Origin of the sequence: Marivirga tractuosa DSM 4126 (assembly GCF_000183425.1) — a bacterium.
Taxonomy (GTDB): domain Bacteria; phylum Bacteroidota; class Bacteroidia; order Cytophagales; family Cyclobacteriaceae; genus Marivirga; species Marivirga tractuosa.
Map to the genome: position 1 here is coordinate 1,611,762 of NC_014759.1, position 26,665 is coordinate 1,638,426.

Consider the following 26,665-nt stretch of genomic DNA (forward strand, 5'->3'; position numbering starts at 1 on the left):
TTCACGCTTTCTACAAGTCAATATGATTAATGGACAAACTTTATTCGAAATACTGGGACAAACTTTATTCAAACCCCACATTTAATTAAGCGCATTCAAAACTTCTCTCATTTGCATTCTAAATTCTTCTTCCTGTAATATTGCCAGTTCAAAAGCATTCATACTCATCTGCAATTGTACAGTCTCAAGAGCGGACAAATCACTTAAACAGTAACTCAAATTAATTCTATTTCCTTCCTTATCGGTTGCATACAATGCCTTTGTCAATAATGAGGCAGTCGAACCCCCTTTGGATCCTGAATGCTTAAGCCACTCTTGATTAAGTGGGTTTTCCATGACAAATTCTAAAATCGGATCAAGGTGTTGATGCACTTCTTTAGGCAAAACTGATTTAGTATTGAGCTTCTCCATTAATTTCCTGTATTCTTTAGCGGTTGAAGCAGGTAAGCGATCAGACCATACTTTCTGAACAGCCAATCCGAAATCGTTAAGACTATCATTTTCGAAAGTCCCATTTTTTAGCTTTTTATGGATTTGCGTGCTTGCTTTTCGATACTCTCCATCACTTAAATCTCTAATGCTTTCAATGGCCTCAATAGTACTTTTTTCAGGAAACAGATAGTCTCTTATAAACAGAGAGGAAACCAAATAATAAATAGAATCATGTTTTTCTATTCCCAGAAGCTTGATTCGGCTATTGATATTTTCTAACCCTAGTAAATCAATCAAGTATTCGGTATTAGCGTTAGAGCTATAATTGATCATACCCTTCGCTATTTCCCACAATGAAACACTGCTATCTTTTTCTAGTTCAAGATTGTTAAGCCAGGCTCTATGAGCACCGCCATCTGTCGCTGGATAATGATACTTTTTCAAATCTGAAACTGAGAGTTTTTGATCGGGATTCAATTTTCCCTCCGCAGCTTGATAGGCATATTCTATTGCAATAATTATTTTCACAGTGCTGGCAAGCGGCAGCATTTTAATTTCATTATGCTCTGCCAGCACCTTTTCGTTTTGACTTAAACTGATCGAAATTCGGTCTGGATTTCCTCTAATGAAATCTACAATCCGCTCTTTATCAGGCTTTACCATAAAGAACGCTACTCCAAAACCTGCAGAAAGGATTAAAATAATAGCACTACCTATTATTAGTGTTTTTTTAAGCATGTTCTTTTACTTTTCAGATGTTCCTAATTCTCTTTCAATTTTTTCAATGTCCACAATCACGGGCATCAAATCCTTAGCAATCGCTTTCATATTGAGTTTGTAGATATAAAAATAAAGCGCAGTTAAGAAGATAATATAAACAAGGTGACCGTAAATGTTTTCCGACAGCAAGCCTTGCAGAAAGCTATTTTCCCAATGAATATCACGGTGAAAATAGGCACTTGAAATCATAAGGAGTAAACCCGTATAAGGAGGCAACAAATACCAGTATAAAACACTTTTCAGAAGTTTTACCTCTTCCTCTACATATCTTTTTTGTTTATTCAATTGATGTTTCAGTGATGCATTGGTACCAAAATCAGTCTTTAATCCTCTTGTCTTTTTAAGTTTGTAGATCACGTATAAGAACCAAACTGCCATCAGAAGAACTCCTGACTTAAAGAGATAATAAGGCACTTCACAAAAAAGGTAAAGGGCGATGGGCAAGAGCAAAATGGCCAATCCTATCTCCAACTGATTCCTTTTTCGAATACTCTTATCCAACTGATTTGCTTTTCTTTTCAATTCATTAGCCAAATCATCATAGTTGAGGTTCAACTGAATATTTCGACTTGATCCCTTCCAAATGTTTATTAAATTTTGATCATTCATAATGTTCTAATTTAGGTGTAAGACAAGCATGCAAAATTTCACGAATTCGCTTCATTTTAACCGCCACATAGTTCTCACTAATCCCAATAGTTTCACTGATTTCTCTGTATGATAATTCTTCTAAAAAGAGCACAATTACTGCTTGATCAGCTTTATTTAGTTGATTGATGCAAGCCTGCAAGGCTTCATATCTGCTATTTTCATCTTGAAAATTTGAGTCAGCAAATTCCTCAACTTTTATAGCGTCAAGGCTAGTAATTTTATCGCTTGACTTTTTATGTTTCAAGATAGATTTATAGCAAACATTGAGTGCGATCCTGTAAATCCAAGTACTAACTTTGGATGTCCCTTTAAAAGATGGAAATGATTTCCATACTTGAAAAACTACCTCCTGAAACAAGTCTTCTGATTCAAAGGAATCGCTAGCATACAGTTTGCAAACTCTGTAAATGCTATGCTTATTTTTTTCAATGATGTCTGCATATTTCTCTTCAGTCATTAATCTATCTTTATCAAAAGTCCTCTTTTTGGGTTTCTACATAGTTGGTTCTTGATGGTCTGAAAATATGACAAAAAATATTAATAATTTTTGAAAAAAATTATTAAGAGGGTTTTGTGAGCGGTAGATAGGGCTGTTTTCTGTAGCAGAATATTGAAGTGTAATTCTTCCGGGTGGAAAAGACAGTAATACAAAGTAAAATAGAATTACGAAAATTGTTTCAAACGTATTTATTCTAATTACTCAATAGTTAATTTCACTTTAATAGCCGTTTTGTTTTATAAAAAATAATCTGCTCCGCTATTTCATGACGAGTAGTATCCCCTTCAGGATAATACATATCATAGTATAAATCTAAACGATGCTTTCCCGTATTGAGCTTGGAGACATCCACGATGGTTAGCAAGCCATCCTGACCAGTTAAGGAGTTGCGTTGGTAAATAAAATCATCTTGCAAAAGCTTTCCATCTAAAGCCACTCCATAAAAATTTTCAAGACAGGCCATTCGTAAAGAGTCGTAAGAAACGCCTTCTTTTTCCTTGGCATTATCGTAATCACAAGCGACCATAATACGTTCTTGCTCGAATTCAGGAGTATGGACAATAAACAATTCTAAATATTCCTCATCAATAACGTAGTCGCTAATATGCATTCTTTTCGAATAAAACCCGTCTGTAACTTTTGAGCGATATTTTGACTCATCTAACCGATATTCATTTGCTCCGTATGGTGCCAATGCAATAGTACGTCCAAATATAAAACCATCAGATCTTAAAAAAAGAACAGATACTACCGTAAATAAACCAAACAGAAATAAAATAAGGCTGACTTTCCATTTTTTATGATTAGAAATGACACCATAATAGATATTTCGGTACAAAAATGCTAATGTCAACCATCCAGCTAACCTATGTATGGGATAATAGACTTTGTTGATAAAAGGTATTTTTCTTAGACCACCCAAGCTAACAAAATCTGTGAAAACTAGAATGAGAAATATTGTAAGAACATTATTAAAAATTGTGTAGTCGTAGTTTCCTGGAAAAACTGACTGAAATATACTAATTGCACCCGCTATTATGGCTACAAACACAGCAAGGCCAGCCACCCACATAAACACCAAAAAGCTAATCGCAAAAATCACACTACAGATTTTCTCTAACTTTATAATTTGCTGCTGGTAATCACCTGATTTTCGAATTGTCCGCAGATATTTATCAGGATAGTTTAAATCTTCGTATTTAACTCCTGATTTATAGATATAAGATAAACCAACAAAGGCTGCCCAAACGGATCGAAATAAAATGTGAGATAGAAAACCGATGAGAAGAATAATATTGGCAAACTTTAAAATGGCAGTAAGCGCTTCATTTACAGTACCATCGGAGAAAATGGATGCCGAATTCATTTCCAAAAAGTAATTGAACTCTTCAATCAGTGGATAGATTTTAAACAATCCAAAAAGGACAATCCCAGATATTAATATTTCAGGCTCCCAGCTGCCTTCTTGAACTCTTTTTAACCATGCAGGTGTTTCATATGCACCTTTGTCTTTATCGCTATCGTTGCTACTCATTTTTCCTAGGTTCGTTTCTGTTATCCATATCAGCTGTGATCATCCATTTGCCATCTTCTTTTCTTAAAGTCAAAATATATTTACCCATAGCTGGCAAGCTCTCTTGCCCTTTATATCCTCCAATGATATAGCCAGTTGTGCCATCTATTGAATAATCGTATGCTTCTAATACTAATCTTCCGCCTGCACTTTGGTAGGCTTCTTCAATATTGGATCTGCCTTTGGTAATGGGTTTATTGGGCCGTAAAATGTACCCATCTTCAGTAAAAAGGCTAGCTAGTTGAGCTGCATCAGAATTTTGCCAATGTGTCTCATAATCGCGAAGTACTCGGTCTAATTCTTTGGGTAAGTCAATTGCTTTAGGATTTTCTTGTGCAGCTGCATTGCTCAATGCCACTGATAAATGTAATAATCCAATGAGCAATAAGTATTTTAAGTTGGATAGTTTTCTCATATCATTAGATATATAAACTTAAAAATAAATTGAATGATAAGGAATCACAAGCTAGCTAGTGTTTTTTTAGAATGTTTAATAAATCTACAAATCAAACACTTAAATAGTAACCACGCTCAACAACACTCTAGAAGATAATCAGTTGTGACTATAATAAAAGGAAAAACAACTACAATTATGGCAAGATATGCAATCAGTGATATACATGGATGTTATCATACCTTCAAAGAGCTATTAAACACCATTGGGCTGAACAAAAGTGATGAATTAATCCTTCTGGGCGATTACATAAATCGGGGGAATTATAGTAAAGAGGTTGTTGATTTCATTATGCAATTGGAAAGTGAAAAATACAATATTCACTGTTTAAAGGGTAATCATGAGGAGATGATATTTGACTCAATTATTTATGATGACAATCCCAATAGTGAGGATGTTACTCTAAAAAGCTTTGGAATAACTAACTGGAAAGAGATACCCAAAAAGTATATCAATTGGTTTCTTAAACTCAAGCCTTACCACATCTCAAGCAATTATATTCTGGTGCATGCAGGCTTGGATTTCAGCAAAGAATCCTATTTGCAGGAATATAGGAACATGTATTGGATAAGAGATTGGTATAAAGACATTGATTATAATCGCCTCGGGAATAAAAAAATCATACATGGACATCAATCCATCACCAAAAATGACATAATCAAAATGCGAGATGAGCTTGAAGATAGTCAGGTGCTAGGGATTGATAATGGTTGCTACAAGACAGACCAGTACGGATTAGGGAAACTTTGCTGCTTTAATTTGGATACCAAAGAGCTCTATTTTGAAGTAAATAAAGATTGAGGCACTATCATTGAAATTCTTCTCATTAAATTTAATTAAATCATGAGACTTCTGAAAAAGAACTTAATCATAATTTTAGCTTAGTTTTCTCTCTGTCCAAAAACTCCCGAAAATTAATCGGTTTCCGCTTTAAAAAATGCTCTACCTCTTTTGAAGTTTCAGGCGACTCCTTGAATCTAGGAAAATAATGCAGCATGATCAACACAAAAATATAGGTAAAACTGTGTCCCTCTTTCAGCTTTCTAACTATAAATGCTAACAAATTAGGCGAAATAAATTTCACTTCTTTATCAACGACTTCACTTATTTGTTCTGCAAATTCCGAGAAACTCAGTAACTCACTATTAGTCAATTCATATGCTTGATTTTGATGATCAGAAGCATTTAAGAGAATTTCAGCCGCTACTGCTCCTACATCTTTCACATCGACTACAGTGAATTTCGCATCACCTGCAGGTAAGTAAATCATTCCTTTACCCACTATATCCTTTCTTAAAGTAGTAATGAAATTTTGCATAAAATACGCAGGGCGCAAAAAGGTATATGGAATCTCACTTTCCACTATCAACTTCTCAATCTTATGGTGCGGAATATAAGATTGTTTTTCCGCTCCTTGTACTGATAGAAATACTATGTGCTTTACATTTGCTTCTTTTGCCGCAACAATTAGTGGTTTGAAAACGGCTTTCACATCTGCAATATTAGGAGGTCGAAGCAAGAACAAAACATCTATGCCATCTAAATACCTTGAAAATTTTTCCGTTTTTCCAAAATCAAATTCTTGTTTCAGAAAAGGAGGTGGAAGTTTCTCTTGCTCCTTGAGATCATCTGGATTCCGAATCCCAGCTATAATCTTTGCTTCAAAATTACCTATCAAAAATGATGATAAAATTGCTTGCCCCACATTTCCGGTAGCACCTGTTATCAGTATAGTCATATCTCAATTTTTATTCGCTTACAAATGGCATTTGATGAACAAATTCATCGGATTCGATTTGCTTCAATATGAAGTCAGCTAAATCTGCACGGCTAATTTTGGTCGAAGCATTCACTCCTACCCAACCCACCCTATACTCATTTTTGGGTTTTTCATTGGTCAGTCTTGGTCCGCGAACTATCATCCAATCCAAGTTACTTTTCCGCAAGATTGCTGCATGAAGTACAGCATCCTTTAAGATTTTGGGTACAGCAACTTTCATAATAAAGCGGATCATTTTATCCGCTAATTTTGGCTTATCCTTGTCAGGAACCGGGAGCCCTCCCCCTGAAAGTGAAATGATTTTTTTTACTCCTGCTTCCTTCATCGCTTCTACAATATTTTCAGTCCCATTAGTTTGTAACCATTGAGGTGATCCCTTCACATGACCAAACAAACTGAGTACAACATCAGCATTTTCTACTGTTCTTATCACATCATCTGCACTCAGAACATCTCCTTCTATAACTTCGAGCTTGGAATTTGCCAGTTCAACTTTTTTTGGGCTCCTTACTAATGCCTTAACTTTATAGCCTTCTTTCAATGCTGTTTCCAAAACTAGTTTCCCTGTCTGTCCAGTGCCACCGAATATCGCTAGTGTCTTCATAATAATCTATCCTTTTAACTAAATTAACGTAAAAATAGATAGTCTGATAGTAGATTTCATTTGAAAAGACACTTACCTTTTTGTTAGTAAAAGGCTAAAACAAACTTATTACATTTAACCCAGATGATTGATCACAAAATACAAATAACAGCACGATGCCCAATCCGAACAACCATGGAATTGTTAGGAGGAAAATGGAAGTTACTGATTATCCAGCAACTCAAAAGTGGCAAGAAAAGAAGTCATGAAATAAAAGAACTGCTCCCAGATATAAGTGAAAAAATGCTTTTTCAAGAATTAAAATCACTCTTGGAATCAGGTCTTATCAGTAAAGAAACAGAAAGCAAAAACCACTGAAGGTTGTTTACTCCATTACTGCAATAGGTGAAAAAACTTATCCACTTCTGAAGAGCATGCGAGATTTCGCTGTAGAATACGAAGAATTTATTAGCAAGAATAACTAAACGAATCCCTTCATAATAATTCTTTGAGTATGGTATTCTTGGTTTTCCTTCAATCCTAAAATTTTATTTATATTAATGTTTTATAACCTATAATTGCAAATGAAAAAGCTTCAAATCTTCTCTATTCTTCTATTTCTAAATATTTCAGTAGGATTTTCCCAAAACCATTATGGCAAAAATGGAATGGTAGCTAGCGCTTCCACTTACGCTTCCCAAGCTGGCTTAGAAATCCTAAAAGATGGGGGAAATGCAGTAGATGCTTCCATAGCCACAGCTTTCACATTGGCAGTTACTTGGCCCTTTGCAGGAAATATTGGGGGTGGCGGATTTATGGTCATTCATACAGAGGATGGCAATGTGACCACTTTTGATTTTAGGGAAAAAGCTCCTTTGGCCTCCACAAAAGATATGTTTTTGGATGAAAATGGAAAGTTAAAATCAGGCAGTAATCATAATACTGCACTTGCGATTGGTGTACCAGGCACCATTGCGGGTTTATATGACGCTCATCAAAAATATGGCGAAATAGAATGGGAAAAGCTTTTAGAACGAGCTATTCAGTTAGCTGAATATGGTTTTCCATTACCGCAATCCTTAGCGAAGGATTTCTTTTATTTTGCTGAAAACCCTGATCAATTTCCCGAAATGCAATCATTCATCACAAGAGATGGAAAAGTAGTGGGGTTTGGTGAATTCTGGAAGCAACCCGCTCTTGCTGAAACATTAAAAAAGATTCAAGATGAAGGAAAAAAAGCATTTTATGAAGGGGAAACAGCACAAACTTTAGTGGATTACATTCAATCTCAAGATGGTATTATCACCACGGAAGATCTTGCTGCATATGAAGCCATAGAACGACAACCCATTCATTCCACTTTTAAAGACTATGATTTATATGGTATGCCTTTGCCAAGTTCAGGAGGTGTGGCCGTCACTCAAATGATGAATATGTGGGAGCAATTGGATGAAGTTCCTGAAATGGGGTCAGTCGAATATTATCACACACTAGCAGAGATCATGAGGAAAGCATTTAAAGACAGAGCACAATATCTGGGCGATAATGATTTTATTGAAATTCCAGATTTAGAAAGATTGCTATCTAAGAACTATGCTCGAGATCTGTTAAAAGAAATTGATTTTGAGCAAGTCGGCAAAAGCGATAGTACGGCTATTCAAATAATTTCGGAAGGTCAAGAAACTACGCACTTGTCTGTGATGGACGAGACAGGAATGGCCGTATCGATGACCACTACGCTTGAACAAGGTTATGGTGTTAAGATGCAATCTCCCGAATTGGGCTTTCTATTGAATAATGAAATGGGAGATTTTAATGCTGTCCCTGGCGAAACCAATAATTCAGGACAAATTGGAACGCCTGCCAACACCATAGAACCCGGCAAAAGAATGCTTTCCAGTATGAGTCCATTCATAGTAAAGAAAAACAATCAACCTTTCCTGGTAATCGGAAGTCCTGGAGGAAGAACGATTATCAACACGGTTTTTCAAACTATTCTTGCGACCACGGTTTACGAATACCCCATGAATCAAGCAATAGAAGCACCCAAAATCCATCATCAATGGTTACCGGATAGAATCGTTTACGAAGAATACAAAATGGCTCCTGAAACATTAGAAGCTCTAGAGGCAATGGGACATGAAATCCACATGCGAAGTTTTTTAGGCAGGTTAATGGGGATTAAATATAATGCAGAAACTGGCTTTATGGAGGGTGCTGCAGATAGCGGAAGTCCTGATGGAGAGGTGGCTTCTTATTAATCCATTGTTTCTATCTCCTCATCTAACATAACCCTATATATCTTGTCTTCTGGAAAAATATAACCGTCATCTACAACATAGCCTTTGTTATAAAGAGCCAAAGCTTTCTGAAATTCTATTTTAGCCAACTGCAAATCATTTTCAGATTTCAAAACTTGTGCCATATAGAAATGATTTTCTGCAAGATCATTATATTCTTGTTGCTTTTGAAAATTTTCTTTTGCTTTCTCTAAATCTCCAAGCTCCATATACAATACTCCAAGATGAATGTAATCGTATATCCCTATTAAATAGTCTTCCGTTTTCATCTGCTTCTCCATAATCTCAATTGCTTTCTGATTTCTACCTAATGCTTTATAGCAAAGTGCTCTTATTACCTCTAGATGGTGATTTCCATTAGCCGAATGTCCTATATCCCCAACAAAAATTTCTTTCAAGTATTCAATATCAGTAATTGCGCCAGCATAATCACGGAAGAATTGATATCTACAGGAAGCCCTATAACCCAAATTTCCCAGGGGATCATATTTAACTGCTAAATCAATAAGTCTTTTCCATTCTATAAAATCACCACTTTTAAGATACGCTACTGATTTTGCTCTGTATGGATAGGCAAAAGTAGAGTCTATTGCAATAGCTGCATCCATAGCCATTTGGAACTCTTTGCTAAATTGATAGTGACCAGCAGCATTTTCGGTTTGCATACAAGCCTCATATTTCAGACTATCTCCAGTATGTATAAAATAGTTGCAATTAGGTTGAGAAATAGACAGGTGAGAAAAGAATAAAAAGCTGATGATTAAATAATATTTCATAAGTTTAAGGGCAAGGTTAAGGCATTATTTCAATGATTTCACCTCTGTCAATCTTGAAAATTAAGTATTGATAATAATCTAGGGTCATATTATCCATCTCTTCCATTTCAATTGGAAGCCAACCCTCCATCTTTTTGGTCAGCTCAAGGATTTGATCACTAATTTTAGCATCAAACTCCATCTCTTGGTATTCAGCATTCATTCCTTTCAAACGAAATCTGCCGGTATCACCATGACAATTTACAATGAATCGAATACGTAAAAGACCACTTTGATCTGAATCAACGTTTTGGTAATTTTCCTTGAAATACTGAATGATAGCAGGTTTTTCACCTCTATATTGCACTCCTTTGCTGAAATTAAAATACTGCCTGACTTCATCATCCGTATAGCATAATTTAAAATGAGGGTCATCAATTTCCTCGTCAAATTGGATATCACCAACCCAACGTAAATAGGGTTCTTTTACTACTTCCTTATTTTCACTACATGAAAACATGCCAACTGTAAAACACAAGAAGGTTAAAAATACTTTATTCAAAATAATAAATTAAGGTTGATAGTTAATAATAATGAATGCAATCTTGGGTGCTATTCTTCACAAGTTACATCCTGTAAATCTTCATTCCAGCAATGGAAGTTACTGTCTCCAAAGTGATTTGTACTCTTCACCCTGCCAAATTTTAATTCACTATTCCATTCTATTTGAATTAAATCATTCGACTGTGTATTAGAAATTTCCACTGAACGATTGTAATCGCTATCTTCATCTCTACTGTAGTCAATATAGCTTCCTAGTAATTCACCTTCTTTTTCAATAGTAAAGAGTGCGTTAGCTTCTGTTTGAGCTTCATTTCTCGACCATTGAGTACTTATCCAAGGAGACGGATTAGCTGGGCTTTCGATAAGCGTCCAACTTCCGCTGTTTCCGTCTACCGTTGATTGTCCTTCAAACCACAGAAAATTTTCAGGAGGTGTAAAAGAGGAAGTTGAAGGTGTTCCTGTTGAAGTGATATAACCTTTCCAATCCACATTACCATCAGCAACATCCGCAGTTAACCTAATTGTATAATCATTGGAATGGGCAGAAAATGAGCTCTCCCAGGTCCAAACTCCAGCATCAGTATCAAAAAATGGCTCTTGGCTTATGGTTACTTTAAAAGCCGTCACAGGAATCGCAAGACTCCCTTTCAAAATGGCTGAATAAACTCCTACATTCACAGCTGAATAAAACCAATTTTCAATTGTTTGATTACGCTGATTTCCATCAGTCTGAAAATCATCAAAATCGGGCGCCATACTATATTCAGGCGGCATCACTGGTTTTGGGTCTTGATTATTTTCATCATCAGGATTACAAGACACGAATAGCACCATTAAACTTAACAATAGACTCAGTAACTTTTTCATAATTTTCTTCTTTAAAACTCTTTCCAATAAATAATAGAAACGAAATTCTTGAAATTAGTTGGAATTTGATAACTCAAACGTTACAAAAGTTTTTAAATTGTATGAGTAAAAAATCAAATCTCAGCCCTATTAACTTAAGCAAATAAATTCGTTCCAACGGGAAAGACTTGTCGATACTACCCTGAAAATGTCTAATCTATGACTTATATACTGTTCATAAACGTACAAATTATAATAAATATTGACCTCTCCCGTACAAATTCGACCCTGTAGCTTCTATGATTTCTTGCTTTCAAAAATTTAATATAGCCTCCTATAGAGTGCTTAAAGGTGGTTTTCATGAATATATACATAATCAATGATCTTCCCAATTTGTAACTGGTACGCATCTTGGCATAGTGTATTGAGAATTGGCATAGCAGCCATAATTAATAATCATTAAAGGAAAATTTTATGATAGCAGAAAAGATAAAAGCACAATTGCGGACTGGGGTTCTGGAATATTGTGTGATGCAGATTTTGAGAAGAGGCGAAGTTTATGCCTCTGACATCATTGACGAACTTTTGGAAGAAGACCTAATAAAAGTAGAAGGAATTATTTACCCACTTTTGATGAGGTTGAAACATGAAAATTTAGTTCAATATGAATGGAGTGAAGCGCAAAACGGACTGCCTAAAAAACACTATCAATTAACTGATAGTGGACAGAATACTATAAAGGCATTGGATCAAACTTGGATTGAGATTAATAAATCAGCCAAAAAAATCAAAAAAAAGACTGATGAGCAATTAAAAACAGCCAAGGAAACTAATGAGGAAAAGTAAATGGCTGGTAATTTCTCATACAAATTAATCTAAAAATCTTAATTTTAAAGCAATGAAAAAGAATATAAGTATAAATATAGGAGGCATAATATTCCATATAGAAGAAGATGGCTTTGACAAGCTTAAAAACTATTTGGATGCCATTAACCGCTATTTTTCTGATTTCAAAGACAGTCAGGAAATTATAAATGACATTGAAAATCGGATAGCTGAAATCTTCTTAGCTAAATTAAAAGATGACAAGCAAGTCATTGAATTAGAGGACGTAAATGCGCTAATGGTTACATTAGGAAGCATAGAGGACTTTAAAAAAGCAGAAGAAACAGATGAAGCTTTTGAAGAGAATACATCTGAAAAAGCAGAAAGCCAAGAACCAACTGGCACCAAAAAACTATATAGAGACACCAAAAGATACATTTTTGGAGGTGTAGCAGCTGGTATCGCACATTATTTTAATATAGATGTTCTGTGGATCAGGTTACTTTTCATACTTGGATTTTTAGGACTATTCCCTTTCCATCCGACTTCAGCAATTATTTTATTAGCGTATATCGTCATGTGGATTTTCTTACCTGCAAATCCTGATTTAAAGGAAGATGAAAAGGTAAAGAAACTCTATCGTAGTCAAGAGAACAAAGTAATTGGTGGTGTAGCTCGAGGTTTAGCTTCCTATTTCGGAACTGATGTGGCTGTCATTAGGATATTATTTGTCTTGCTACTGATTCCTGGTGGAGCTGGTTTAATAATTTACCTAGTACTATGGTTTATCACTCCATCTGCTAAAACGGTTACAGAAAAAATGCAAATGGAAGGAACACCCATAACGCTAAGTAATATTGAAAAAAATATTAAAAGTAGCTTGAAAGTTGAAAATGGAGAAGAAACAACCTTAGTAAAAATCTTATTATTCCCGTTCCGATTAATTGCTATTATCTTAAATGGATTAGCAAAAGCTTTAGGACCAGTTTTGAATTTTATAGTCGAAGCTGCAAGAATTGTTCTGGGAATCATATTGAGTTTATTTGGTTTAGGATTAGGAGTTACATTTATCATACTTCTTTTTGTATCACAAGGAATATGGATTGAATCATCTAATATCAACTTTTTTGATATTCCGAATGAGTTGATCGCTAATACTTTTTCATTGGAATTAGTACTGATTAGTTTCTTGTTTTTGATCATTCCAGCCCTGTTCATCATGATTGCAGGAATTAGTGTAATGGCTCGTAAATGGTTAATGAACAGAACAGTATCATTTTCACTTTTAGCTGTTTGGTTTGTAAGTCTGATAGGTGCTGCCATCATAATTCCAACAACGGCTTTGAATTTCAGAAATGACGGAGAAGTTTACGAGACCTATGAATATGATCTTGAAGATAGAGTTGCGGTATTAAAATTAAAAGAAGTTGGTTTTGAAGATTACGATGTTACGAATCTAAAGATCAGAGGCTATGATGGCGATAAACTAAAACTTGAGAAAAGATATAGAGCGCAAGGTAGTAGTAGAATTGATGCTGAGCAAAATGCAAAAATGACTTACCACAACGTAGAATTAAAAGATGATAGCATTTTATGGTTTGATTCTAACATACGATTCTTGGAAGATGCAGCATTTAGAGGGCAAAGTTTAAATATGATTTTGTATGTTCCTTATGGACAAGAATTTGAGATGAATAGAAAACTGCGCCATATTTTACGTAATACTATCTACATCAATGGATATACGGTAAGTCAAATCCATAACAACCGATGGGTTTTTGAAGAAAACGAGGGGTTAAACTGCATAACTTGTAAAGTGAATAAGACTAAAAGTAGTATAACTTATTCTCAAGATATCGATTCAGATAATTTCTTCACTACACCCTTCAATTTCTCAAGTGATGCCTATGTTAGAACTTATGACATTGCTGATTTTAGTAAAATTTCATCAGCCACTGGCATATTTGTTGAAGTTAGACAAGGAAACGGTTACGACTTCCAAGTAATGGCCGAGGATCAAGAAGACCTCGAAGATTTTAGATTTGAGGTGAAAAATGAAAGACTAAAAGTGTATATAGAAAAGGAGGATTTCGACTGGAATATTTTCTCTAGCGATTCATGGAATTGGAAAGGGAACGTACCGCAAATACAATGCACCATAACTGTACCGGATCTAAAACATTTAGAACTTTCATCAGCTTCTCAATTGAATTTATATGGTTTTAAAGGAGATAAGCTTAAAGTAGATATAAGTTCAGCAGCTAAACTTATTGCTGATGTAACTTACAATAATCTAAACATGGATATTTCAAGTGCCTCAAAAGTTAAAATGAGAGGAGATGTAGAGAGTATGGATTTAGACATAAGTAGTGCTGCTAAAATGGAAGGCTTTGACTTAATTGTGAAAAATGCTGATGTTGATGCTTCCAGTGCGTCCAAAGCTGAGGTTCATGTAACCGGATACTTGGATGCAAGTGCAAGCAGTGCATCAAAAATAACGTACCAAGGACGTCCTCGATTAGAAAGCAGTAGCAGCAGTGGGGCAAAAGTCTCAGCTGATTAAAAAACCATTCATGCCATGATTCCTGGTCATGGCATGAATTTATTCTAGTTTCTTTCTATAAATAGCTCTACCGTTTTCTGAATCCAGTGAAAAGAGATTGTAAAGGTAATTATCGTAAACCCTTGATTTGCTAAATATAATATTTCCATTAATAATAATTTTTTCAAATTGAAATGTATTTCCTTGCCCAGTAATTTGGTATAAATCCTTATGGAAAATTAAATACATATTATCATTGACCGGATCTTTTCTTAGTCTTGCATCACTTAAATAAGTGGTAGTATTTTTTTCTTCAAATTGAGAAAAATCCACCTCATAAAGCTTATTTCCGTCAAAATCAAAAGCTAAAAATTTATGGTTGAAATTATCAACCAACAAAATTCGGCTCTCTAAAAACTCTATCTCTATGCGATCAGCATTATTTGAATAGGATAAATAATCGCTCTTAATTTTGGCTACATATAATGTGGAAAGGTTTTTTTCATCTTTGCCATACTGAATTTCTGTTTTTTGAAAGCCATTTTCTCTATCTAAACTGGCAAAGCTGTAAAAAGTATAATCCCTATAATGCAAATACTTATTAAAAAATTCACCCTTTCTCCGTTTGTTCCAGTTTAAAAGCCGATTCTTTTTCTTAAGTCTTTCCTTTTCAGGTATAATCCTACATTCAAATTTTTGCATTGGAGCAAAAGCTATATTTTTCTGATCAATATATAACTTTGGAAGACCAGGTATATGATTATTTCCTTTTATGCTTTTTGATTTCTCAATCAATCTACTTTCATTCAAAAAATGGATCTTGTAGTTCTCTCCCACACGCTCTGCTATAACCAAATCTCCATTTTGAATTACATAATCGTAAAACTCTATATTGTCACTTCCATAATATAATTCCCAACCATTATTCCTGAAAAATTCCTTTTTATCATCATCAATAAAATTTAAAATAGAATCTTGGGCAGTCACGCATAATGTATTAATTAAATAAAATAATATGCCGATAAATAATCTTTGCATTTTGTCTTAGTTCTCAGTTAAAATTGATAGTTTGCTTTAAATCCTTAAAACAATAGGAATTTTTTAGAAAATATGAATGTAAGAGTAAAATTTTTAGGAGGTGCACAATCGGTCACAGGTTCAAAATTCTTATTAGAAATTGATGAATACAAAATTTTAATCGACTGTGGACTTTTCCAAGGACTAAAAGCACTTAGACTAAGAAACTGGGATGAGTTCCCTATTGATGTTCAAGAGATTGATGCAATAATTCTTACACATGCTCATTTAGACCATTCTGGCTATGTACCAAGAATGGTTAAACAAGGTTACAAAAAGAATGTATTCTGCACAGAAGCTACTGCAGATTTGTTGGAAATCATGTGGATGGATTCTGCCAAATTGCAAGAAGAAGAAGCTGAATTTGCTAAACAGAAAGGCTATTCTAAACACGCTAATCCTTTAGCATTATATGATCAAAAAGATGCTGAAGCTGCTTTAAAAACAGTGATCCCGAAAGCTTTCAAAAAATCATTTGACCTTAGCGAAAACATCCAAGTGAAATTTTATCCAGCAGGTCATATTTTGGGAGCTGCTTCAGTGGAAATAATCCTAAAAGGAGCAACTCAGGAGAAGAACATTATTTTCAGTGGTGATTTAGGAAGAAATTCTGACCCTGTGCTCTTCCCTCCTACTTTTTTCAAAAATTCTGATGTGGTATTTCTTGAATCTACCTATGGTGATCGCTTAAATGATGTAGCTAAAGTTCAAGAGGAATTAAAACAGCATATTTTAGATCATATGAATGAAGGAGTCATTATGATTCCAGCATTTACAGTTGGCCGAACACAAAACTTGCTTTTCTATCTACATGAACTGATGAGAACTGGTCAAATCCCTCATATCCCAGTGTATTTGGATAGTCCGATGGCAATCAGTGTTACTCATTTATACAAAAAATACGGTGATCAGCACCGTTTACAAGATAAAGACATATTTGACGATAAAAACTTCCATTATATCAGAGAGCATCAGCAATCCAGAACATTAGATATGCTGAAAAATAGAGCCATTATAATTTCAGCTAGTGGCATGCTGACAGGTGGAAGAATTTTGAGCCATCTGTTTAAAAGACTTGGCAATAAAAATGACCTATTGCTAATGGTAGGCTTTCAGGCTGACGGAACTAGAGGTCGCGATATATTAGAAGGCAAAGAAAGTGTAAAAATCTACGGAGAAGAGATCCCAATCAAATGTCATTTTGCTAAAATAGATGGACTTTCCGCCCATGCTGATCAAACTGAATTATTGGATTGGTATGCTAGATTTGAGGAAGCATTAAAGTTTACATTCCTGGTGCATGGGGAAGTAGAAGCTATGAAAACTTTAAAAATTGAACTAGAGGAAAAGGGAGCTAAAAATGTCTTTATTCCGGATTATATGGAATCTTTTGAGCTATTTTCTGGGATTTGAGCTAAAATCCAATCAGGTCCAAGCGGACGCTTGAACTAGGCCCTATAAATCAGACTGCTATAGCGCAAACATCCTCTTGTGCTTTTGCCAATCTTCTGAGCTTTTTCAGCAGTATAATCATTTTATACTATAAAGCTTTCGGAATGAAATACTTTTCACCTCAGCCTTTCCAACCTAATAAAATTCATATTGATAGAACTCAAATATCATGATAAAAATCAATTAATAGGCAGATAAAAATCATAGCTCACAAAAAAGGCGACAAAAGTTATTAACTAACTGATTATCAATACGTAAATTTAATTAAAACTAAATTCTGAAAAGACATGAAAATAGAACAGATCTACACAGGATGTCTAGCACATGCAGCATATTATATTGAAAATAACGGAGAATCCGCAATTTTCGATCCCTTAAGAGAAGTGCAACCGTACATCGACAGAGCAACAAAAGACAAAGCTAAAGTTAAGTATGTTTTTGAAACACACTTCCACGCAGACTTTGTAAGTGGTCATTTAGACTTAGCCAAAAAAACAGGAGCTAAAATTGTATATGGACCAACAGCCAGACCTCAATTTGATGCCATTGTGGCGCAGGATAATGATATATTTGAAGTAGGGAACTATAAAATTAAAGTATTGCACACACCAGGTCACACCATGGAAAGCACTACCTATCTGTTGATAGATGAAAATGGCGATGACCATGGAATCATCACAGGGGATACTTTATTTATTGGAGATGTAGGAAGACCTGATTTGGCTCAGCATGTTATTGAAGATTTAACAGAAGAGAAACTAGCAGGTTATTTGTATGATTCATTGCACAATAAAATTCTTCCATTAGCTGACCATTTGATGGTGTATCCGAATCACGGAGCTGGAAGTGCTTGCGGTAAAATGATGAGTAAGGAAACCACTGATACTTTAGGGCATCAAAAAGAAACCAATTACGCATTACAGCCAATGGACAAGGAAGAGTTTATTGAGCAATTATTAACTGGACTAACTCCTCCACCTGGCTATTTCCCTAAAAATGTTTTGATGAACATTCAAGGCTATGAAAGCATTGACACTATAATGGAAAAAGCTAAACGGCCTTTAAGCCCTGAGGCATTTGAAGCAGCCGCCAATGAAACGGGTGCATTGGTTTTGGATACCAGAAATGCCGAAGACTTCGCCAAAGGTTTTATTCCCAACAGTATTAATATAGGATTGGATGGAAACTTTGCCATGTGGGTAGGAGAAATGATTCCTGACATACAACAAAAGATATTATTGGTTTGTGAGGAAGGAAAAGAGGAGGAAGCCATGATCAGACTATCACGTGTGGGATACGATCATACTATTGGGTATTTGGATAGAGGTTTTAATAGCTGGAAATATGCTCACAAAGAAATTGACAAAATAAAGAGGATAGATGCAAAAGTACTAGCTGAAATTATGGAGGCATCTCCTTTGATTATTGATATCAGAAAGAAAAGTGAGTTTGATTCAGAACATGTCATAGGAGCGCAAAATATCCCACTAAATCAAATCAATTCACATTTAGCAGAACTCCCTAAAGACAAAGCATTTATTATTCACTGTGCTGGCGGCTACAGAAGTATGTTGGCTTCGTCCATATTGAAAGCTAGAGATTGGGATAATTTTGTAGATGTTAGAGATGGCTTTAAGGGAATAAAGGAAACTAATATCCCTGTTTCGGAATATGTATGTCCCACTACTTTATTATAAATTATTTTATTCAAGCCATAGCTTCAAGTTATGGCTTGAATTTTACTTATAAATTAAGCTCTAGTGACAAATCTGGTATTTTAGTTTTTTTTAATCTAAGAAAGTCCAAGCGGACGCTTGAACTAGAAGCCGAATTGAACTGGAATACTATAGCGCAAGCGTCCGCTTGTGCTTTTATCGTAGAAAATTAGAGATTTTAAAATTAAAAGCATTTTCATGCTGAAATGTTCCTAGCGGACGCTTGAACTAGTAGTAGGGCTCCCTCGGTCTAAAGGTTAGAACCGTCCGACCGATAAATAGCCCCTATCTAGTCTAAGCGTCTCGCTTAGAATATGTGAGGACTAGGCAGCTATATCCCTAAAGCAGCCTTCAACTTTGGATAACCCGTTTTGCTAACTGGAATTTGTTCTCCACTTTTCAAGATTAGTATATGACTATCCTTCTTATAAGCTTCAATTTTAGTAATTTCTGCAATTTTAGCTACATAAGATCGATGAACTCTTACAAATTCCTCAGGATCTAAATTCCTTTCAAAATAACTCAAGGTTTTGTTTTTCAAATACTTCCCTTCTTTTGTATAAATATTTACATAATCATCATTCGCTTCCATATAGTTAATATCATTTGTTGGAATGATTTTTATATCATTACGGTCCTTTAATACAATTCTGCTTAAATATTCCTTTGCGTCTATTAACTCATTTTGCAATAAGCCTTCAACATTTTGAGCTAAACCACTTTGCTTGTATTTATTAATTGCTTTTTTAAATCTATCTTGAGAAAATGGTTTGAGCAAATAATCTATTGCATGAACTTCAAATGCCTGTAATGCATATTCATCAAATGCCGTGGTAAAAATCACTGCTGGGAGTTCGTCCAGCAACTCTAGCATTTCAAAGCCGCTGATTTTCGGCATCTGCACATCCAAAAAAATTAAATCAGGACGATGTTGCTGAATTGCCTTTAAACCTTCAAAGCCATCATGGCAAATAGCTAGTATTTCAAAATCCTTGCATTCTGCTAAATATTCTTGGACTATGCCGGCTGCTAATGGTTCGTCATCAATAATAATGGTTCTAATCATGATAGCTGTGGTATTAAAAGTTCAACGGTAAATTGTTGAGATACTGCATTCGTTTTCAATAAATCATACCTCCCAAAAATAAGAAAAAGTCTTCTACGAACTGCCTCCAAACCAAAGCCTGCCCCTTTGACTTGTCCTGCTTGTGGATCAAAAGGGTTTTTAATTACTACTTCAAGGTTCTTTTCTCTTTTTTTAAGATTAACTTGAATGGTAACTTCCCCAGTTAAACCATATAGACTGTGTTTTATAGCATTTTCCAATAATGGCTGCACCATTAAATGAGGTAATTTAAATTCTCTTATGCCTTCTTCAACTTTAAAATTAACTTGTAATCGATGTCCAAAACGAACTTTTTCTATATCAGCAAAGAGATTTAAAAAGCTAATTTCATCTTCAACTTTGATCCATTTATTAGCTTCCTTTTGTATGGTTCCCCTTAGAAAATCCGATAGTTGCAATACCATTTCTCTGGCTTTCTCGGGTTTCGCTTTTACCAGTGCGCTAATGGAATTTAAGCTGTTAAATAAAAAATGGGGCTGTAATTGTTGGCGTAATTGGTAAAGCTCTGCTTCTTTAGCCATCTGTTGCATTTTAATCTCCCTGTCTTCAGCAGCTGCTTGCTCTTCCAGTTTCCCTTGAAAATTTAACATCAAAGAATAGGCAGTAAAAATTAGCAGGATAATGAATCCTCGAATTATAAAAATAGAGTTGAGGAATTCAGCATTAAAGAAGGCCTCTGGAATACCCCATTTTATCAGAAAATCTCCTAAAAACAGAATTACTAAGGACAAAATAAAGGGGAGTATAAAAACAAGGATCACATTGCTTTTGGTGGGTAAATAAAATCTGAAAATATTTTCCAACAACATAAATCCAAGCAATAATAGCAAACTGAAAATTGTACTATCGATTAATGCAGAAGGGAATTGGAGTCCATAGTGCATCAATAAAAGCGTGCATAAGCTTAACCAAAGTAAAAGGATACTCAGAAGCTTAATCCACGCTTTATTCCGATGCCTTATGAATTGTAAAAACATTTGTAAATTTAATAGGATTTAAACTCTAAACCACCAAAACTAACCGAGCCCTTTATATACAAGATTTTTCTATCTGCTGCCTCAACTGAAGGAAATGCTCTTTTATCCTCGATGCCTGAAAACACATTGCTTACATCCGCTTGAATTTCCCAATGTGGTGGAATAATCAGTTTTAATCCGCCAAAAGTCACTTCAACATTTAAAACTGCGCTATCTTGAATTTCAGCTTTAGATAAGTCAATATCTGCCCCACCAAATGCAGTGGTTATTTTTCCGCCTTTAAAATCCTTGGTAATCAATCTTCTTTGCACAGAAGCAAAAACCGCCTCTGCTCTGATATAATCACTTTCCACTACTTTGGCATCAGAAACCCCAATATTTTCATCGAACTCTTTATCACTATCTATTTTAGAAAATCCAAACTTGGTGCTTCGGCTAAATACCAGATACAATCCTACTAAAATAATCCCTCCTGGTAATAGATAATCATAATATTCAACAGGAATAAAGTTTTCTCTCCTTACAAGAAAAAAACTTCCAAATAAGATCATAAACAATCCAAAACCATTGCTGGCCCCATGTCTAACAATGGAATAAATTCCCACTCCGATTAAAAGAAATGGCCAACTAAAAACCCAACTGAATTCAATAATATCCATTCTATCTAGCAATAGAATACTACCAATTATCAAAAGGACTACACCAAATGATATGTTATTTCTGCCTGAGTGTTGCTTTTTGTTTTTCATAATAAATTAATTTTAAATGATGAAACAAACCTAGTATGTTAATCTTTAATAAACTTTTATGAATAGGTTAAGAAAACTGAAAACTCGGTAATCAGCAGAAATGGGTCGGTGAAAAAATCAAGATGTTTTTGAATTCTATTCACTTTACCCACTTATAGGTATTTGTTTTTAATTACAATTGAGCTTATTTTGGTTAAACTAAAAAATTAAATACTATGCCAAAACTAATCTCACTATCCTCTTCGGATAAGAATAAAGCCAATCCGAAAGATCATGAAATTTCGGTTGGGGATGCTACAAAAATGGTGGCAAAATTTGACACTCGCGTTCGAAAATTGATCAAAAGAGAGTACAAAGACCCTAAAAACCCTCAGAAAGGTTTTGAAGACACTAAAAGTGTTTGGTTCAGTAAGGATGTCTTGGATGAATTATTTAGACAAGCTGAAGGCTGTGATGGGGTACGCATTTACTTGGGAAATCATCTCGAAAAACTACAAGATGGAACTAGTATCGGTCCTAAAGATAAATCCACCACAATTTTAGTAGGCACAAAATCTGGTAGTTGGACGCGCCCTGATGGAACAGTGGTAGATGATGTGCCAATAGACCAAATATCGGATAATAATAAAATAGCTATTGGTATGAGTTCAGATGATGTGATTTATGATTATGGCTCATTGTGCCCTTTTGAGTGTGATGGAAATAAATTATGATCAGTGAAAGAAACCCATTAGTGCTAACTTATTTGGTCATTTTATTGTGTATCACATTAGTTTACATCTATAAATTGATAAAAATAAAGCACCCAAGGAAGGAAGAACTAGGTATAACAGCCTATTTCTTCCTAACAATTATATCGGATTATACAGGTAGTTTTATTGTAAAAGAAAATAATAGTTGGGTATATAATACCTACATGATAGTTTCAATACCGATCATTATCTTCTATTTGAATTCTATAACTCCTAATTTTACTAAAAAATTATATGTTTTAGTAGGGGTGATTTTTACTGCATTTGCCATTTATAACATATTTATTCTTCACGGATTTTCTATTTTCAGTTATCAAACAATAATATTTGGAGATATAATTATTACTCCCTTATTATTTTTGTTTCTCTATTACCTGATGCAACAATTGGATGAGCCGCTACATCTAAACCCACATTTTTACAATGTGATAGGTTTCTTGATTTTCTTCTTGGGAAATTTCGCTTATTTTATGGTCAGATTAAACTTTCAGGATTTCAGTAAAGAATATAGTGATAACCTATTGATGATTATTCGAATAAATAATGTGTTAACTTACAGTATCTTTTTGATAGGTGCATTATGTTTGAAGACCAGTCGGAAATAGTTTTTACCGTTATTGTCAGCTCCATTATGCTGTTGATTATAATCTCTTTTATAATCATAATGCTCTTCATCCATCAAAAAAGAGTGTTGAGACATCAGAAAAACATTGCTAAACTCAAGCAAAAATACCAAGAAGAAATCATGCGGGCGCAAATGGAAATGCAGGAAGAAACTTTGGACTATGTGGGCAGGGAGTTACATGATAATATCGGCCAAATTCTATCTCTCATTAAGCTAAACTTAATGAATGCTCAGGATCAACAAATTCGTGAATCTCGCAAATTAATTGGGACTGCTATTCATGATTTAAGGAATATCTCACATACCTTAAACCTTACTTGGACTGAAAATATCAATTTAACTGCATTTATACAAAACACTGCTAAAAGCTTGGAATCAAGCAACAAATACAATCTGCAACTGAATCTGAAATCAGAATTAATCCTAAAGAATAAAGAAGATTATATTTTGGTTTATCGCATGATTCAGGAGATCATACAAAATATATTGAAACATGCCGAAGCTAATCAAATTCAAGTATTTATGGATGAAAAGCTATTGGAAATTAATGATAATGGAAGAGGATTTGATGTTAAAACCGCTTCATTAGGGACGGGAATAAAAAACATTAAAGCAAGAGCTTCACTAATTGGAGCTGATTTAGAAATAAAATCTAGTCAAAATAAAGGAAGCATTTTTAGAATAACTATCAACGATGGAAAATATGCAAATTAGCACAATTATAGCCGATGATCATAAACTTTTTGCTCAGGGCTTATCCAATATTTTAGGACAATCAGATGAAATTGAAATCAAAGCAATTGTTCATAATGGCAAAGCATTAGTGAAGGAATTGAAAAATGAAGCAACGGATCTAGCATTAATTGACTTAAATATGCCAGAATTAGATGGAATAGGTGCCATTAAGCAGATTCAAGCTTTAAGTCTTAAAACTAAACTCATCATCCTTTCGACCTATGCCGATGAAAAGTTAGTGGAAGAAGCTAAAAATCTGAAGGTTGATGCCTATTTATTGAAAGATGCAGAACCTGAAGAATTACTTTATACAATTAAGGAAGTAATGGAAAAACGCTATGAGTTCAATATAAATCACATCCTAAAACAAACTGAACCTCTTGAAAATTTTTCTGATGATTTTCTGAAGAAATATAAACTTTCAAGAAGGGAAATAGAAATTATCCAACTGCTCAAAAAAGGATTAACCAATCAAGAAATAGCGGATAAAATTTTCCTTTCTGTATTAACCATTCAAACACACCGAAAAAATATTATACAAAAGCTAGAGGTTAATAATTCGGCTGGGTTAATTGCTTTTGCTCATGAACATAATATTTGAAGACATAGTGGCTTTATGCTTTACAGGATTAATAGCAAGTGTTCAACTGAATTTTAAATTTTAGAGGACTAACTTTCCTGATTAAAATACTTTACTTGTGTTATACTCAAAAACTACAAATCAATGAAAACCTTAATTGTAGGAGCTAGCGGAGCCACAGGTAAACAGTTAACAGAACAATTATTAGCTGCCAAAAAAGAAGTGAAAATCATTATCCGACCTCATTCAAATATTCCTGAATCATGGAATCAACACAAAAAACTCCATATTATCCACAGGAATATCTCGGAAATGAAAGTAGAGGAAATGACTGAAATCGTTTCAGATTGTGATGCATTTGCCTGCTGTTTAGGACATAATTTGACACTTAAAGGAATATTTGGTAAGCCTCGCAAACTAGTTACCAATGCTGTTCAACTCATTTGCGAAGCTATATTAAAAAAGAATCCTTCACAGGCTACAAAATTTGTTTTGATGAATACGGTTGGAAATCAAAATAGAGACAAATGTGAAGAGATTTCACCAGCACAAAAAGTTGTAGTTGCCCTCATTCGTTTTCTAATTCCACCTCAAGCTGATAATGAAAAGGCATCTGATTATCTAAGACTAAAAGTTGGTCATAATAACCCTAAAATTGAATGGGTAGTCGTCAGACCTGATGCTCTTATCAATGAAAAAGAGGTGTCGCATTACAGTCTACACCCTTCTCCTATCAGAAGTGCTATTTTCAATCCTGGTGAAACAAGCAGGATAAATGTAGCCCATTTCATTGCTCAATTAATGCAAAATAATGCTTTATGGAATGAGTGGAAAGGACAGATGCCAGTGATTTATAACGAATAGAAATATTCAATCTAATCTGAAATTTAAGTTCAGCGGATCCATATTTGCAAGAACCATATACAAATTACAAAAGCCAGAACACAGAAATAATCTTCCTAAATCTACTTTAAAGCATTATTTTCACTAAATTTCAAAAAAACTTTAACAACCCACGCAACCGATCGCAATCGAACTGCATCTTCTTGATGTAACCAGCAAAAATGAAAGTGTTTATCAACAAATCTAAAACGGAAGAAGACTTAATAGCAGGATGCATTAAGCAAAAAGCAAGTGCACAACAAGCCTTGTTTGACAAATACTCCGGAAAGATGTTAGGCCTTTGCAGAAGATACGTGAAAGACGTTTTGGAAGCAGAGGGGGTAATGATAACTGCTTTCACAAAAATCTTCGAGCGTATTGGTCAATACACAGGAGAAGGGAATTTTGAAGGCTGGATGAAGCGCATCATGGTCAATGAATCTTTACAATATCTTCGGAAACATAAAAACATGCAACTGAATATGGATATAGAAGAAGCACATCATTTACCAAATTTGGATGCCATGGAAGATCATCTGCAAACAGAAGATTTAATGCAAATGATTGCAGAGCTACCGGTGGGTTATAGAACGGTTTTTAACCTCTATGCCATTGAAGGTTTTTCTCATAAGGAGATAGCCGAACAGTTAAAAATTAATGAAAATACGTCCAAATCGCAGTTGAGCAGAGCAAGAGTTTACTTGCAAAAACGCTTGGCGGAAATGGAACAAGAAATAGCAATAAGTCATGGAAACTCATAAAATAGATCAATTATTTAAGCAGAAACTAGATCGCTATAGCGAGCCAGTTTCAGCAGATGCTTTTGCAAAAGTGCAAGCCCAAATGAAAGGGAAGAAGCAAAAGAAGGGATTCCCGTGGATGATAGCCGCAAGTGTTAGCATACTTTTAGTTTTATCATTCGGTTTGGTGTATAATTTTAATCAATCTGAAGAAGTGAGCTTAGCTAAAATTGAGTTAAACAATGCTCAGCTTAGTTTTGCAGAAAATGATGGTATGGCAAAGCCAGAAATTGTAAAAGAAGAACCTAAGCAAATAGCGGCTCAAAAACAAAAGGTAGCACCATCTGTAAAGTCATTTACACAAGAAAAGATTGTGGTTGAAGATTTTAATAGAATGGCTTCAATAGAAAAGGTAAAAGGATTTGAAGCGGATCTTAATATCGATAGGATACCTGAATTAAAACTTTCACCTCAAAAGCATGAAAATAAAGTGATTGTGGAAATTCATTATGCTTATGCAGAAAGTAAAAAAGAAGAGAATTTAATAGTAAAAAGTAATAACAAGCTTAAATCACTGGCCAGTGAATTCAGTTTAGCGGAATTGAGAAGTGCAAAAAACGAACTGTTTGCTTCTGCACTACAATTTAACCGCAAGGGAAATAATTAATAAT

Annotated in this window: 27 protein-coding genes and 1 pseudogene; 14 read left to right on the plus strand and 14 right to left on the minus strand. The window is 34.6% G+C overall.

Translation table 11 applies throughout. The features are described from left to right. Positions 1 to 81 precede the first annotated feature (81 nt). From FTRAC_RS06625 to FTRAC_RS06645, 5 genes are all read right to left on the minus strand, one after another. Positions 82 to 1,170 (minus strand): serine hydrolase, encoded by a 1,089-nt coding sequence (locus FTRAC_RS06625; protein ID WP_013453463.1) that lies wholly within the window; start codon positions 1,168 to 1,170, stop codon positions 82 to 84. A gap of 6 nt (positions 1,171 to 1,176) precedes the next feature. Then, positions 1,177 to 1,821, minus strand: a complete 645-nt coding sequence (locus FTRAC_RS06630; protein WP_013453464.1) for a hypothetical protein — start codon at positions 1,819 to 1,821, stop codon at positions 1,177 to 1,179. Then, positions 1,814 to 2,320: an RNA polymerase sigma factor gene (locus FTRAC_RS06635; RefSeq protein ID WP_013453465.1), complete on the minus strand. Its 507-nt coding sequence runs from the start codon at positions 2,318 to 2,320 to the stop codon at positions 1,814 to 1,816. Before FTRAC_RS06635 ends, FTRAC_RS06630 begins: the two co-directional genes overlap by 8 nt. A gap of 256 nt (positions 2,321 to 2,576) precedes the next feature. Then, on the minus strand, positions 2,577 to 3,896 hold the full coding sequence (locus FTRAC_RS06640; protein WP_013453466.1) for a hypothetical protein: 1,320 nt from the start codon (positions 3,894 to 3,896) through the stop codon (positions 2,577 to 2,579). After that, complete coding sequence (locus tag FTRAC_RS06645; RefSeq protein ID WP_013453467.1) at positions 3,889 to 4,350, minus strand: YybH family protein; 462 nt, start codon at positions 4,348 to 4,350, stop codon at positions 3,889 to 3,891. Before FTRAC_RS06645 ends, FTRAC_RS06640 begins: the two co-directional genes overlap by 8 nt. A gap of 177 nt (positions 4,351 to 4,527) precedes the next feature. Here FTRAC_RS06645 and FTRAC_RS19210 point away from each other — a divergent pair, with 177 nt between their 5' ends. Continuing rightward, positions 4,528 to 5,190 (plus strand): metallophosphoesterase family protein, encoded by a 663-nt coding sequence (locus FTRAC_RS19210; protein WP_013453468.1) that lies wholly within the window; start codon positions 4,528 to 4,530, stop codon positions 5,188 to 5,190. Between the two features lie 67 nt (positions 5,191 to 5,257). Here FTRAC_RS19210 and FTRAC_RS06655 read toward each other — a convergent pair whose 3' ends face one another. Together FTRAC_RS06655 and FTRAC_RS06660 are read right to left on the minus strand one after the other, a co-directional pair. After that, positions 5,258 to 6,127 (minus strand): NmrA family NAD(P)-binding protein, encoded by an 870-nt coding sequence (locus tag FTRAC_RS06655; protein ID WP_013453469.1) that lies wholly within the window; start codon positions 6,125 to 6,127, stop codon positions 5,258 to 5,260. Positions 6,128 to 6,137: 10 nt separating this feature from the next. After that, the gene (locus FTRAC_RS06660) at positions 6,138 to 6,773 is read right to left on the minus strand and encodes an NAD(P)-dependent oxidoreductase (protein WP_013453470.1); all 636 of its coding nucleotides are present in this window, start codon (positions 6,771 to 6,773) and stop codon (positions 6,138 to 6,140) included. Positions 6,774 to 6,947: 174 nt separating this feature from the next. Here FTRAC_RS06660 and FTRAC_RS20000 point away from each other — a divergent pair. Continuing rightward, positions 6,948 to 7,237 (plus strand): annotated as a pseudogene (locus FTRAC_RS20000) (winged helix-turn-helix transcriptional regulator). Positions 7,238 to 7,336: 99 nt separating this feature from the next. Then, a complete protein-coding gene (gene ggt / locus FTRAC_RS06670; protein ID WP_013453472.1) occupies positions 7,337 to 9,013 on the plus strand; it encodes a gamma-glutamyltransferase in 1,677 nt (558 codons plus the stop codon). On the opposite strand, the gene FTRAC_RS06675 is transcribed toward ggt, so the two are convergent. The 3 genes from FTRAC_RS06675 to FTRAC_RS06685 are packed head-to-tail and all read right to left on the minus strand — an operon-like array spanning position 9,010 to position 11,238. After that, positions 9,010 to 9,828 (minus strand): tetratricopeptide repeat protein, encoded by an 819-nt coding sequence (locus FTRAC_RS06675; protein WP_013453473.1) that lies wholly within the window; start codon positions 9,826 to 9,828, stop codon positions 9,010 to 9,012. The genes ggt and FTRAC_RS06675 overlap by 4 nt on opposite strands. A 16-nt stretch (positions 9,829 to 9,844) precedes the next feature. Continuing rightward, entirely contained in the window at positions 9,845 to 10,369 is a 525-nt protein-coding gene (locus FTRAC_RS06680) for an immunoglobulin domain-containing family protein (protein WP_013453474.1), read from the minus strand. Between the two features lie 50 nt (positions 10,370 to 10,419). Further along, positions 10,420 to 11,238, minus strand: a complete 819-nt coding sequence (locus FTRAC_RS06685) for a hypothetical protein (protein WP_013453475.1) — start codon at positions 11,236 to 11,238, stop codon at positions 10,420 to 10,422. Positions 11,239 to 11,691: 453 nt separating this feature from the next. On the opposite strand from FTRAC_RS06685, the gene FTRAC_RS06690 reads away from it, so the two are divergent. Together FTRAC_RS06690 and FTRAC_RS06695 are read left to right on the plus strand one after the other, a co-directional pair. Beyond that, positions 11,692 to 12,063 carry a PadR family transcriptional regulator gene (locus FTRAC_RS06690; RefSeq protein ID WP_013453476.1) on the plus strand — a complete coding sequence of 124 codons (372 nt, stop codon included), beginning with the start codon at positions 11,692 to 11,694 and terminating at the stop codon, positions 12,061 to 12,063. 52 nt (positions 12,064 to 12,115) lie between these two features. Continuing rightward, the gene (locus FTRAC_RS06695) at positions 12,116 to 14,605 is read left to right on the plus strand and encodes a PspC domain-containing protein (RefSeq protein WP_013453477.1); all 2,490 of its coding nucleotides are present in this window, start codon (positions 12,116 to 12,118) and stop codon (positions 14,603 to 14,605) included. Between the two features lie 39 nt (positions 14,606 to 14,644). Here the strand turns inward: FTRAC_RS06695 and FTRAC_RS06700 are convergent, their stop codons facing one another. Further along, positions 14,645 to 15,622, minus strand: coding sequence for a hypothetical protein (locus tag FTRAC_RS06700; protein WP_013453478.1), 978 nt, complete (start codon positions 15,620 to 15,622; stop codon positions 14,645 to 14,647). 72 nt (positions 15,623 to 15,694) lie between these two features. Here FTRAC_RS06700 and FTRAC_RS06705 point away from each other — a divergent pair, with 72 nt between their 5' ends. Then, a complete protein-coding gene (locus FTRAC_RS06705; RefSeq protein ID WP_013453479.1) occupies positions 15,695 to 17,074 on the plus strand; it encodes an MBL fold metallo-hydrolase RNA specificity domain-containing protein in 1,380 nt (459 codons plus the stop codon). A gap of 326 nt (positions 17,075 to 17,400) precedes the next feature. Beyond that, positions 17,401 to 18,810, plus strand: a complete 1,410-nt coding sequence (locus FTRAC_RS06710) for an MBL fold metallo-hydrolase (RefSeq protein WP_013453480.1) — start codon at positions 17,401 to 17,403, stop codon at positions 18,808 to 18,810. Positions 18,811 to 19,159: 349 nt separating this feature from the next. Here FTRAC_RS06710 and FTRAC_RS06720 read toward each other — a convergent pair whose 3' ends face one another. The 3 genes from FTRAC_RS06720 to FTRAC_RS06730 form a co-directional block, all read right to left on the minus strand. Continuing rightward, positions 19,160 to 19,894 carry a LytR/AlgR family response regulator transcription factor gene (locus FTRAC_RS06720; protein WP_013453482.1) on the minus strand — a complete coding sequence of 245 codons (735 nt, stop codon included), beginning with the start codon at positions 19,892 to 19,894 and terminating at the stop codon, positions 19,160 to 19,162. Beyond that, a complete protein-coding gene (locus FTRAC_RS06725) occupies positions 19,891 to 20,838 on the minus strand; it encodes a sensor histidine kinase (protein WP_245546031.1) in 948 nt (315 codons plus the stop codon). The genes FTRAC_RS06720 and FTRAC_RS06725 overlap by 4 nt, the downstream gene beginning before the upstream one ends. A 101-nt stretch (positions 20,839 to 20,939) precedes the next feature. Next, positions 20,940 to 21,680, minus strand: a complete 741-nt coding sequence (locus tag FTRAC_RS06730) for a LiaF transmembrane domain-containing protein (RefSeq protein ID WP_013453484.1) — start codon at positions 21,678 to 21,680, stop codon at positions 20,940 to 20,942. Between the two features lie 215 nt (positions 21,681 to 21,895). Between FTRAC_RS06730 and FTRAC_RS06735 the strand changes: the two genes are divergently transcribed. From FTRAC_RS06735 to FTRAC_RS06765, 7 genes are all read left to right on the plus strand, one after another. Further along, positions 21,896 to 22,393 (plus strand): hypothetical protein, encoded by a 498-nt coding sequence (locus FTRAC_RS06735; RefSeq protein WP_013453485.1) that lies wholly within the window; start codon positions 21,896 to 21,898, stop codon positions 22,391 to 22,393. Next, entirely contained in the window at positions 22,390 to 23,037 is a 648-nt protein-coding gene (locus FTRAC_RS06740) for a hypothetical protein (RefSeq protein WP_013453486.1), read from the plus strand. The genes FTRAC_RS06735 and FTRAC_RS06740 overlap by 4 nt, the downstream gene beginning before the upstream one ends. Continuing rightward, positions 23,013 to 23,771, plus strand: a complete 759-nt coding sequence (locus tag FTRAC_RS06745; protein ID WP_013453487.1) for a sensor histidine kinase — start codon at positions 23,013 to 23,015, stop codon at positions 23,769 to 23,771. Before FTRAC_RS06740 ends, FTRAC_RS06745 begins: the two co-directional genes overlap by 25 nt. Further along, positions 23,761 to 24,393, plus strand: a complete 633-nt coding sequence (locus FTRAC_RS06750) for a response regulator transcription factor (RefSeq protein ID WP_185094443.1) — start codon at positions 23,761 to 23,763, stop codon at positions 24,391 to 24,393. The genes FTRAC_RS06745 and FTRAC_RS06750 overlap by 11 nt, the downstream gene beginning before the upstream one ends. Before the next feature lie 123 nt (positions 24,394 to 24,516). Continuing rightward, the gene (locus FTRAC_RS06755) at positions 24,517 to 25,236 is read left to right on the plus strand and encodes an NAD(P)H-binding protein (RefSeq protein ID WP_013453489.1); all 720 of its coding nucleotides are present in this window, start codon (positions 24,517 to 24,519) and stop codon (positions 25,234 to 25,236) included. A gap of 200 nt (positions 25,237 to 25,436) precedes the next feature. Continuing rightward, positions 25,437 to 26,015: an RNA polymerase sigma factor gene (locus FTRAC_RS06760; RefSeq protein ID WP_013453490.1), complete on the plus strand. Its 579-nt coding sequence runs from the start codon at positions 25,437 to 25,439 to the stop codon at positions 26,013 to 26,015. Further along, a complete protein-coding gene (locus tag FTRAC_RS06765; RefSeq protein ID WP_013453491.1) occupies positions 26,002 to 26,661 on the plus strand; it encodes a hypothetical protein in 660 nt (219 codons plus the stop codon). Before FTRAC_RS06760 ends, FTRAC_RS06765 begins: the two co-directional genes overlap by 14 nt. Positions 26,662 to 26,665 lie beyond the last annotated feature (4 nt).

Excerpts from the sequence above, each read along its gene's own strand:
- FTRAC_RS06625 (WP_013453463.1), bottom strand. The coding sequence starts at position 1,170 with ATGCTTAAAAAAACACTAATAATAGGTAGTGCTATTATTTTAATCCTT.
- FTRAC_RS06630 (WP_013453464.1), bottom strand. The coding sequence starts at position 1,821 with ATGAATGATCAAAATTTAATAAACATTTGGAAGGGATCAAGTCGAAAT.
- FTRAC_RS06635 (WP_013453465.1), bottom strand. The coding sequence starts at position 2,320 with ATGACTGAAGAGAAATATGCAGACATCATTGAAAAAAATAAGCATAGC.
- FTRAC_RS06640 (WP_013453466.1), bottom strand. The coding sequence starts at position 3,896 with ATGAGTAGCAACGATAGCGATAAAGACAAAGGTGCATATGAAACACCT.
- FTRAC_RS06645 (WP_013453467.1), bottom strand. The coding sequence starts at position 4,350 with ATGAGAAAACTATCCAACTTAAAATACTTATTGCTCATTGGATTATTA.
- FTRAC_RS19210 (WP_013453468.1), top strand. The coding sequence starts at position 4,528 with ATGGCAAGATATGCAATCAGTGATATACATGGATGTTATCATACCTTC.
- FTRAC_RS06655 (WP_013453469.1), bottom strand. The coding sequence starts at position 6,127 with ATGACTATACTGATAACAGGTGCTACCGGAAATGTGGGGCAAGCAATT.
- FTRAC_RS06660 (WP_013453470.1), bottom strand. The coding sequence starts at position 6,773 with ATGAAGACACTAGCGATATTCGGTGGCACTGGACAGACAGGGAAACTA.
- ggt (WP_013453472.1), top strand. The coding sequence starts at position 7,337 with ATGAAAAAGCTTCAAATCTTCTCTATTCTTCTATTTCTAAATATTTCA.
- FTRAC_RS06675 (WP_013453473.1), bottom strand. The coding sequence starts at position 9,828 with ATGAAATATTATTTAATCATCAGCTTTTTATTCTTTTCTCACCTGTCT.
- FTRAC_RS06685 (WP_013453475.1), bottom strand. The coding sequence starts at position 11,238 with ATGAAAAAGTTACTGAGTCTATTGTTAAGTTTAATGGTGCTATTCGTG.
- FTRAC_RS06690 (WP_013453476.1), top strand. The coding sequence starts at position 11,692 with ATGATAGCAGAAAAGATAAAAGCACAATTGCGGACTGGGGTTCTGGAA.
- FTRAC_RS06695 (WP_013453477.1), top strand. The coding sequence starts at position 12,116 with ATGAAAAAGAATATAAGTATAAATATAGGAGGCATAATATTCCATATA.
- FTRAC_RS06700 (WP_013453478.1), bottom strand. The coding sequence starts at position 15,622 with ATGCAAAGATTATTTATCGGCATATTATTTTATTTAATTAATACATTA.
- FTRAC_RS06705 (WP_013453479.1), top strand. The coding sequence starts at position 15,695 with ATGAATGTAAGAGTAAAATTTTTAGGAGGTGCACAATCGGTCACAGGT.
- FTRAC_RS06710 (WP_013453480.1), top strand. The coding sequence starts at position 17,401 with ATGAAAATAGAACAGATCTACACAGGATGTCTAGCACATGCAGCATAT.
- FTRAC_RS06720 (WP_013453482.1), bottom strand. The coding sequence starts at position 19,894 with ATGATTAGAACCATTATTATTGATGACGAACCATTAGCAGCCGGCATA.
- FTRAC_RS06725 (WP_245546031.1), bottom strand. The coding sequence starts at position 20,838 with ATGCACTATGGACTCCAATTCCCTTCTGCATTAATCGATAGTACAATT.
- FTRAC_RS06730 (WP_013453484.1), bottom strand. The coding sequence starts at position 21,680 with ATGAAAAACAAAAAGCAACACTCAGGCAGAAATAACATATCATTTGGT.
- FTRAC_RS06735 (WP_013453485.1), top strand. The coding sequence starts at position 21,896 with ATGCCAAAACTAATCTCACTATCCTCTTCGGATAAGAATAAAGCCAAT.
- FTRAC_RS06740 (WP_013453486.1), top strand. The coding sequence starts at position 22,390 with ATGATCAGTGAAAGAAACCCATTAGTGCTAACTTATTTGGTCATTTTA.
- FTRAC_RS06745 (WP_013453487.1), top strand. The coding sequence starts at position 23,013 with ATGTTTGAAGACCAGTCGGAAATAGTTTTTACCGTTATTGTCAGCTCC.
- FTRAC_RS06750 (WP_185094443.1), top strand. The coding sequence starts at position 23,761 with ATGCAAATTAGCACAATTATAGCCGATGATCATAAACTTTTTGCTCAG.
- FTRAC_RS06755 (WP_013453489.1), top strand. The coding sequence starts at position 24,517 with ATGAAAACCTTAATTGTAGGAGCTAGCGGAGCCACAGGTAAACAGTTA.
- FTRAC_RS06760 (WP_013453490.1), top strand. The coding sequence starts at position 25,437 with ATGAAAGTGTTTATCAACAAATCTAAAACGGAAGAAGACTTAATAGCA.
- FTRAC_RS06765 (WP_013453491.1), top strand. The coding sequence starts at position 26,002 with ATGGAAACTCATAAAATAGATCAATTATTTAAGCAGAAACTAGATCGC.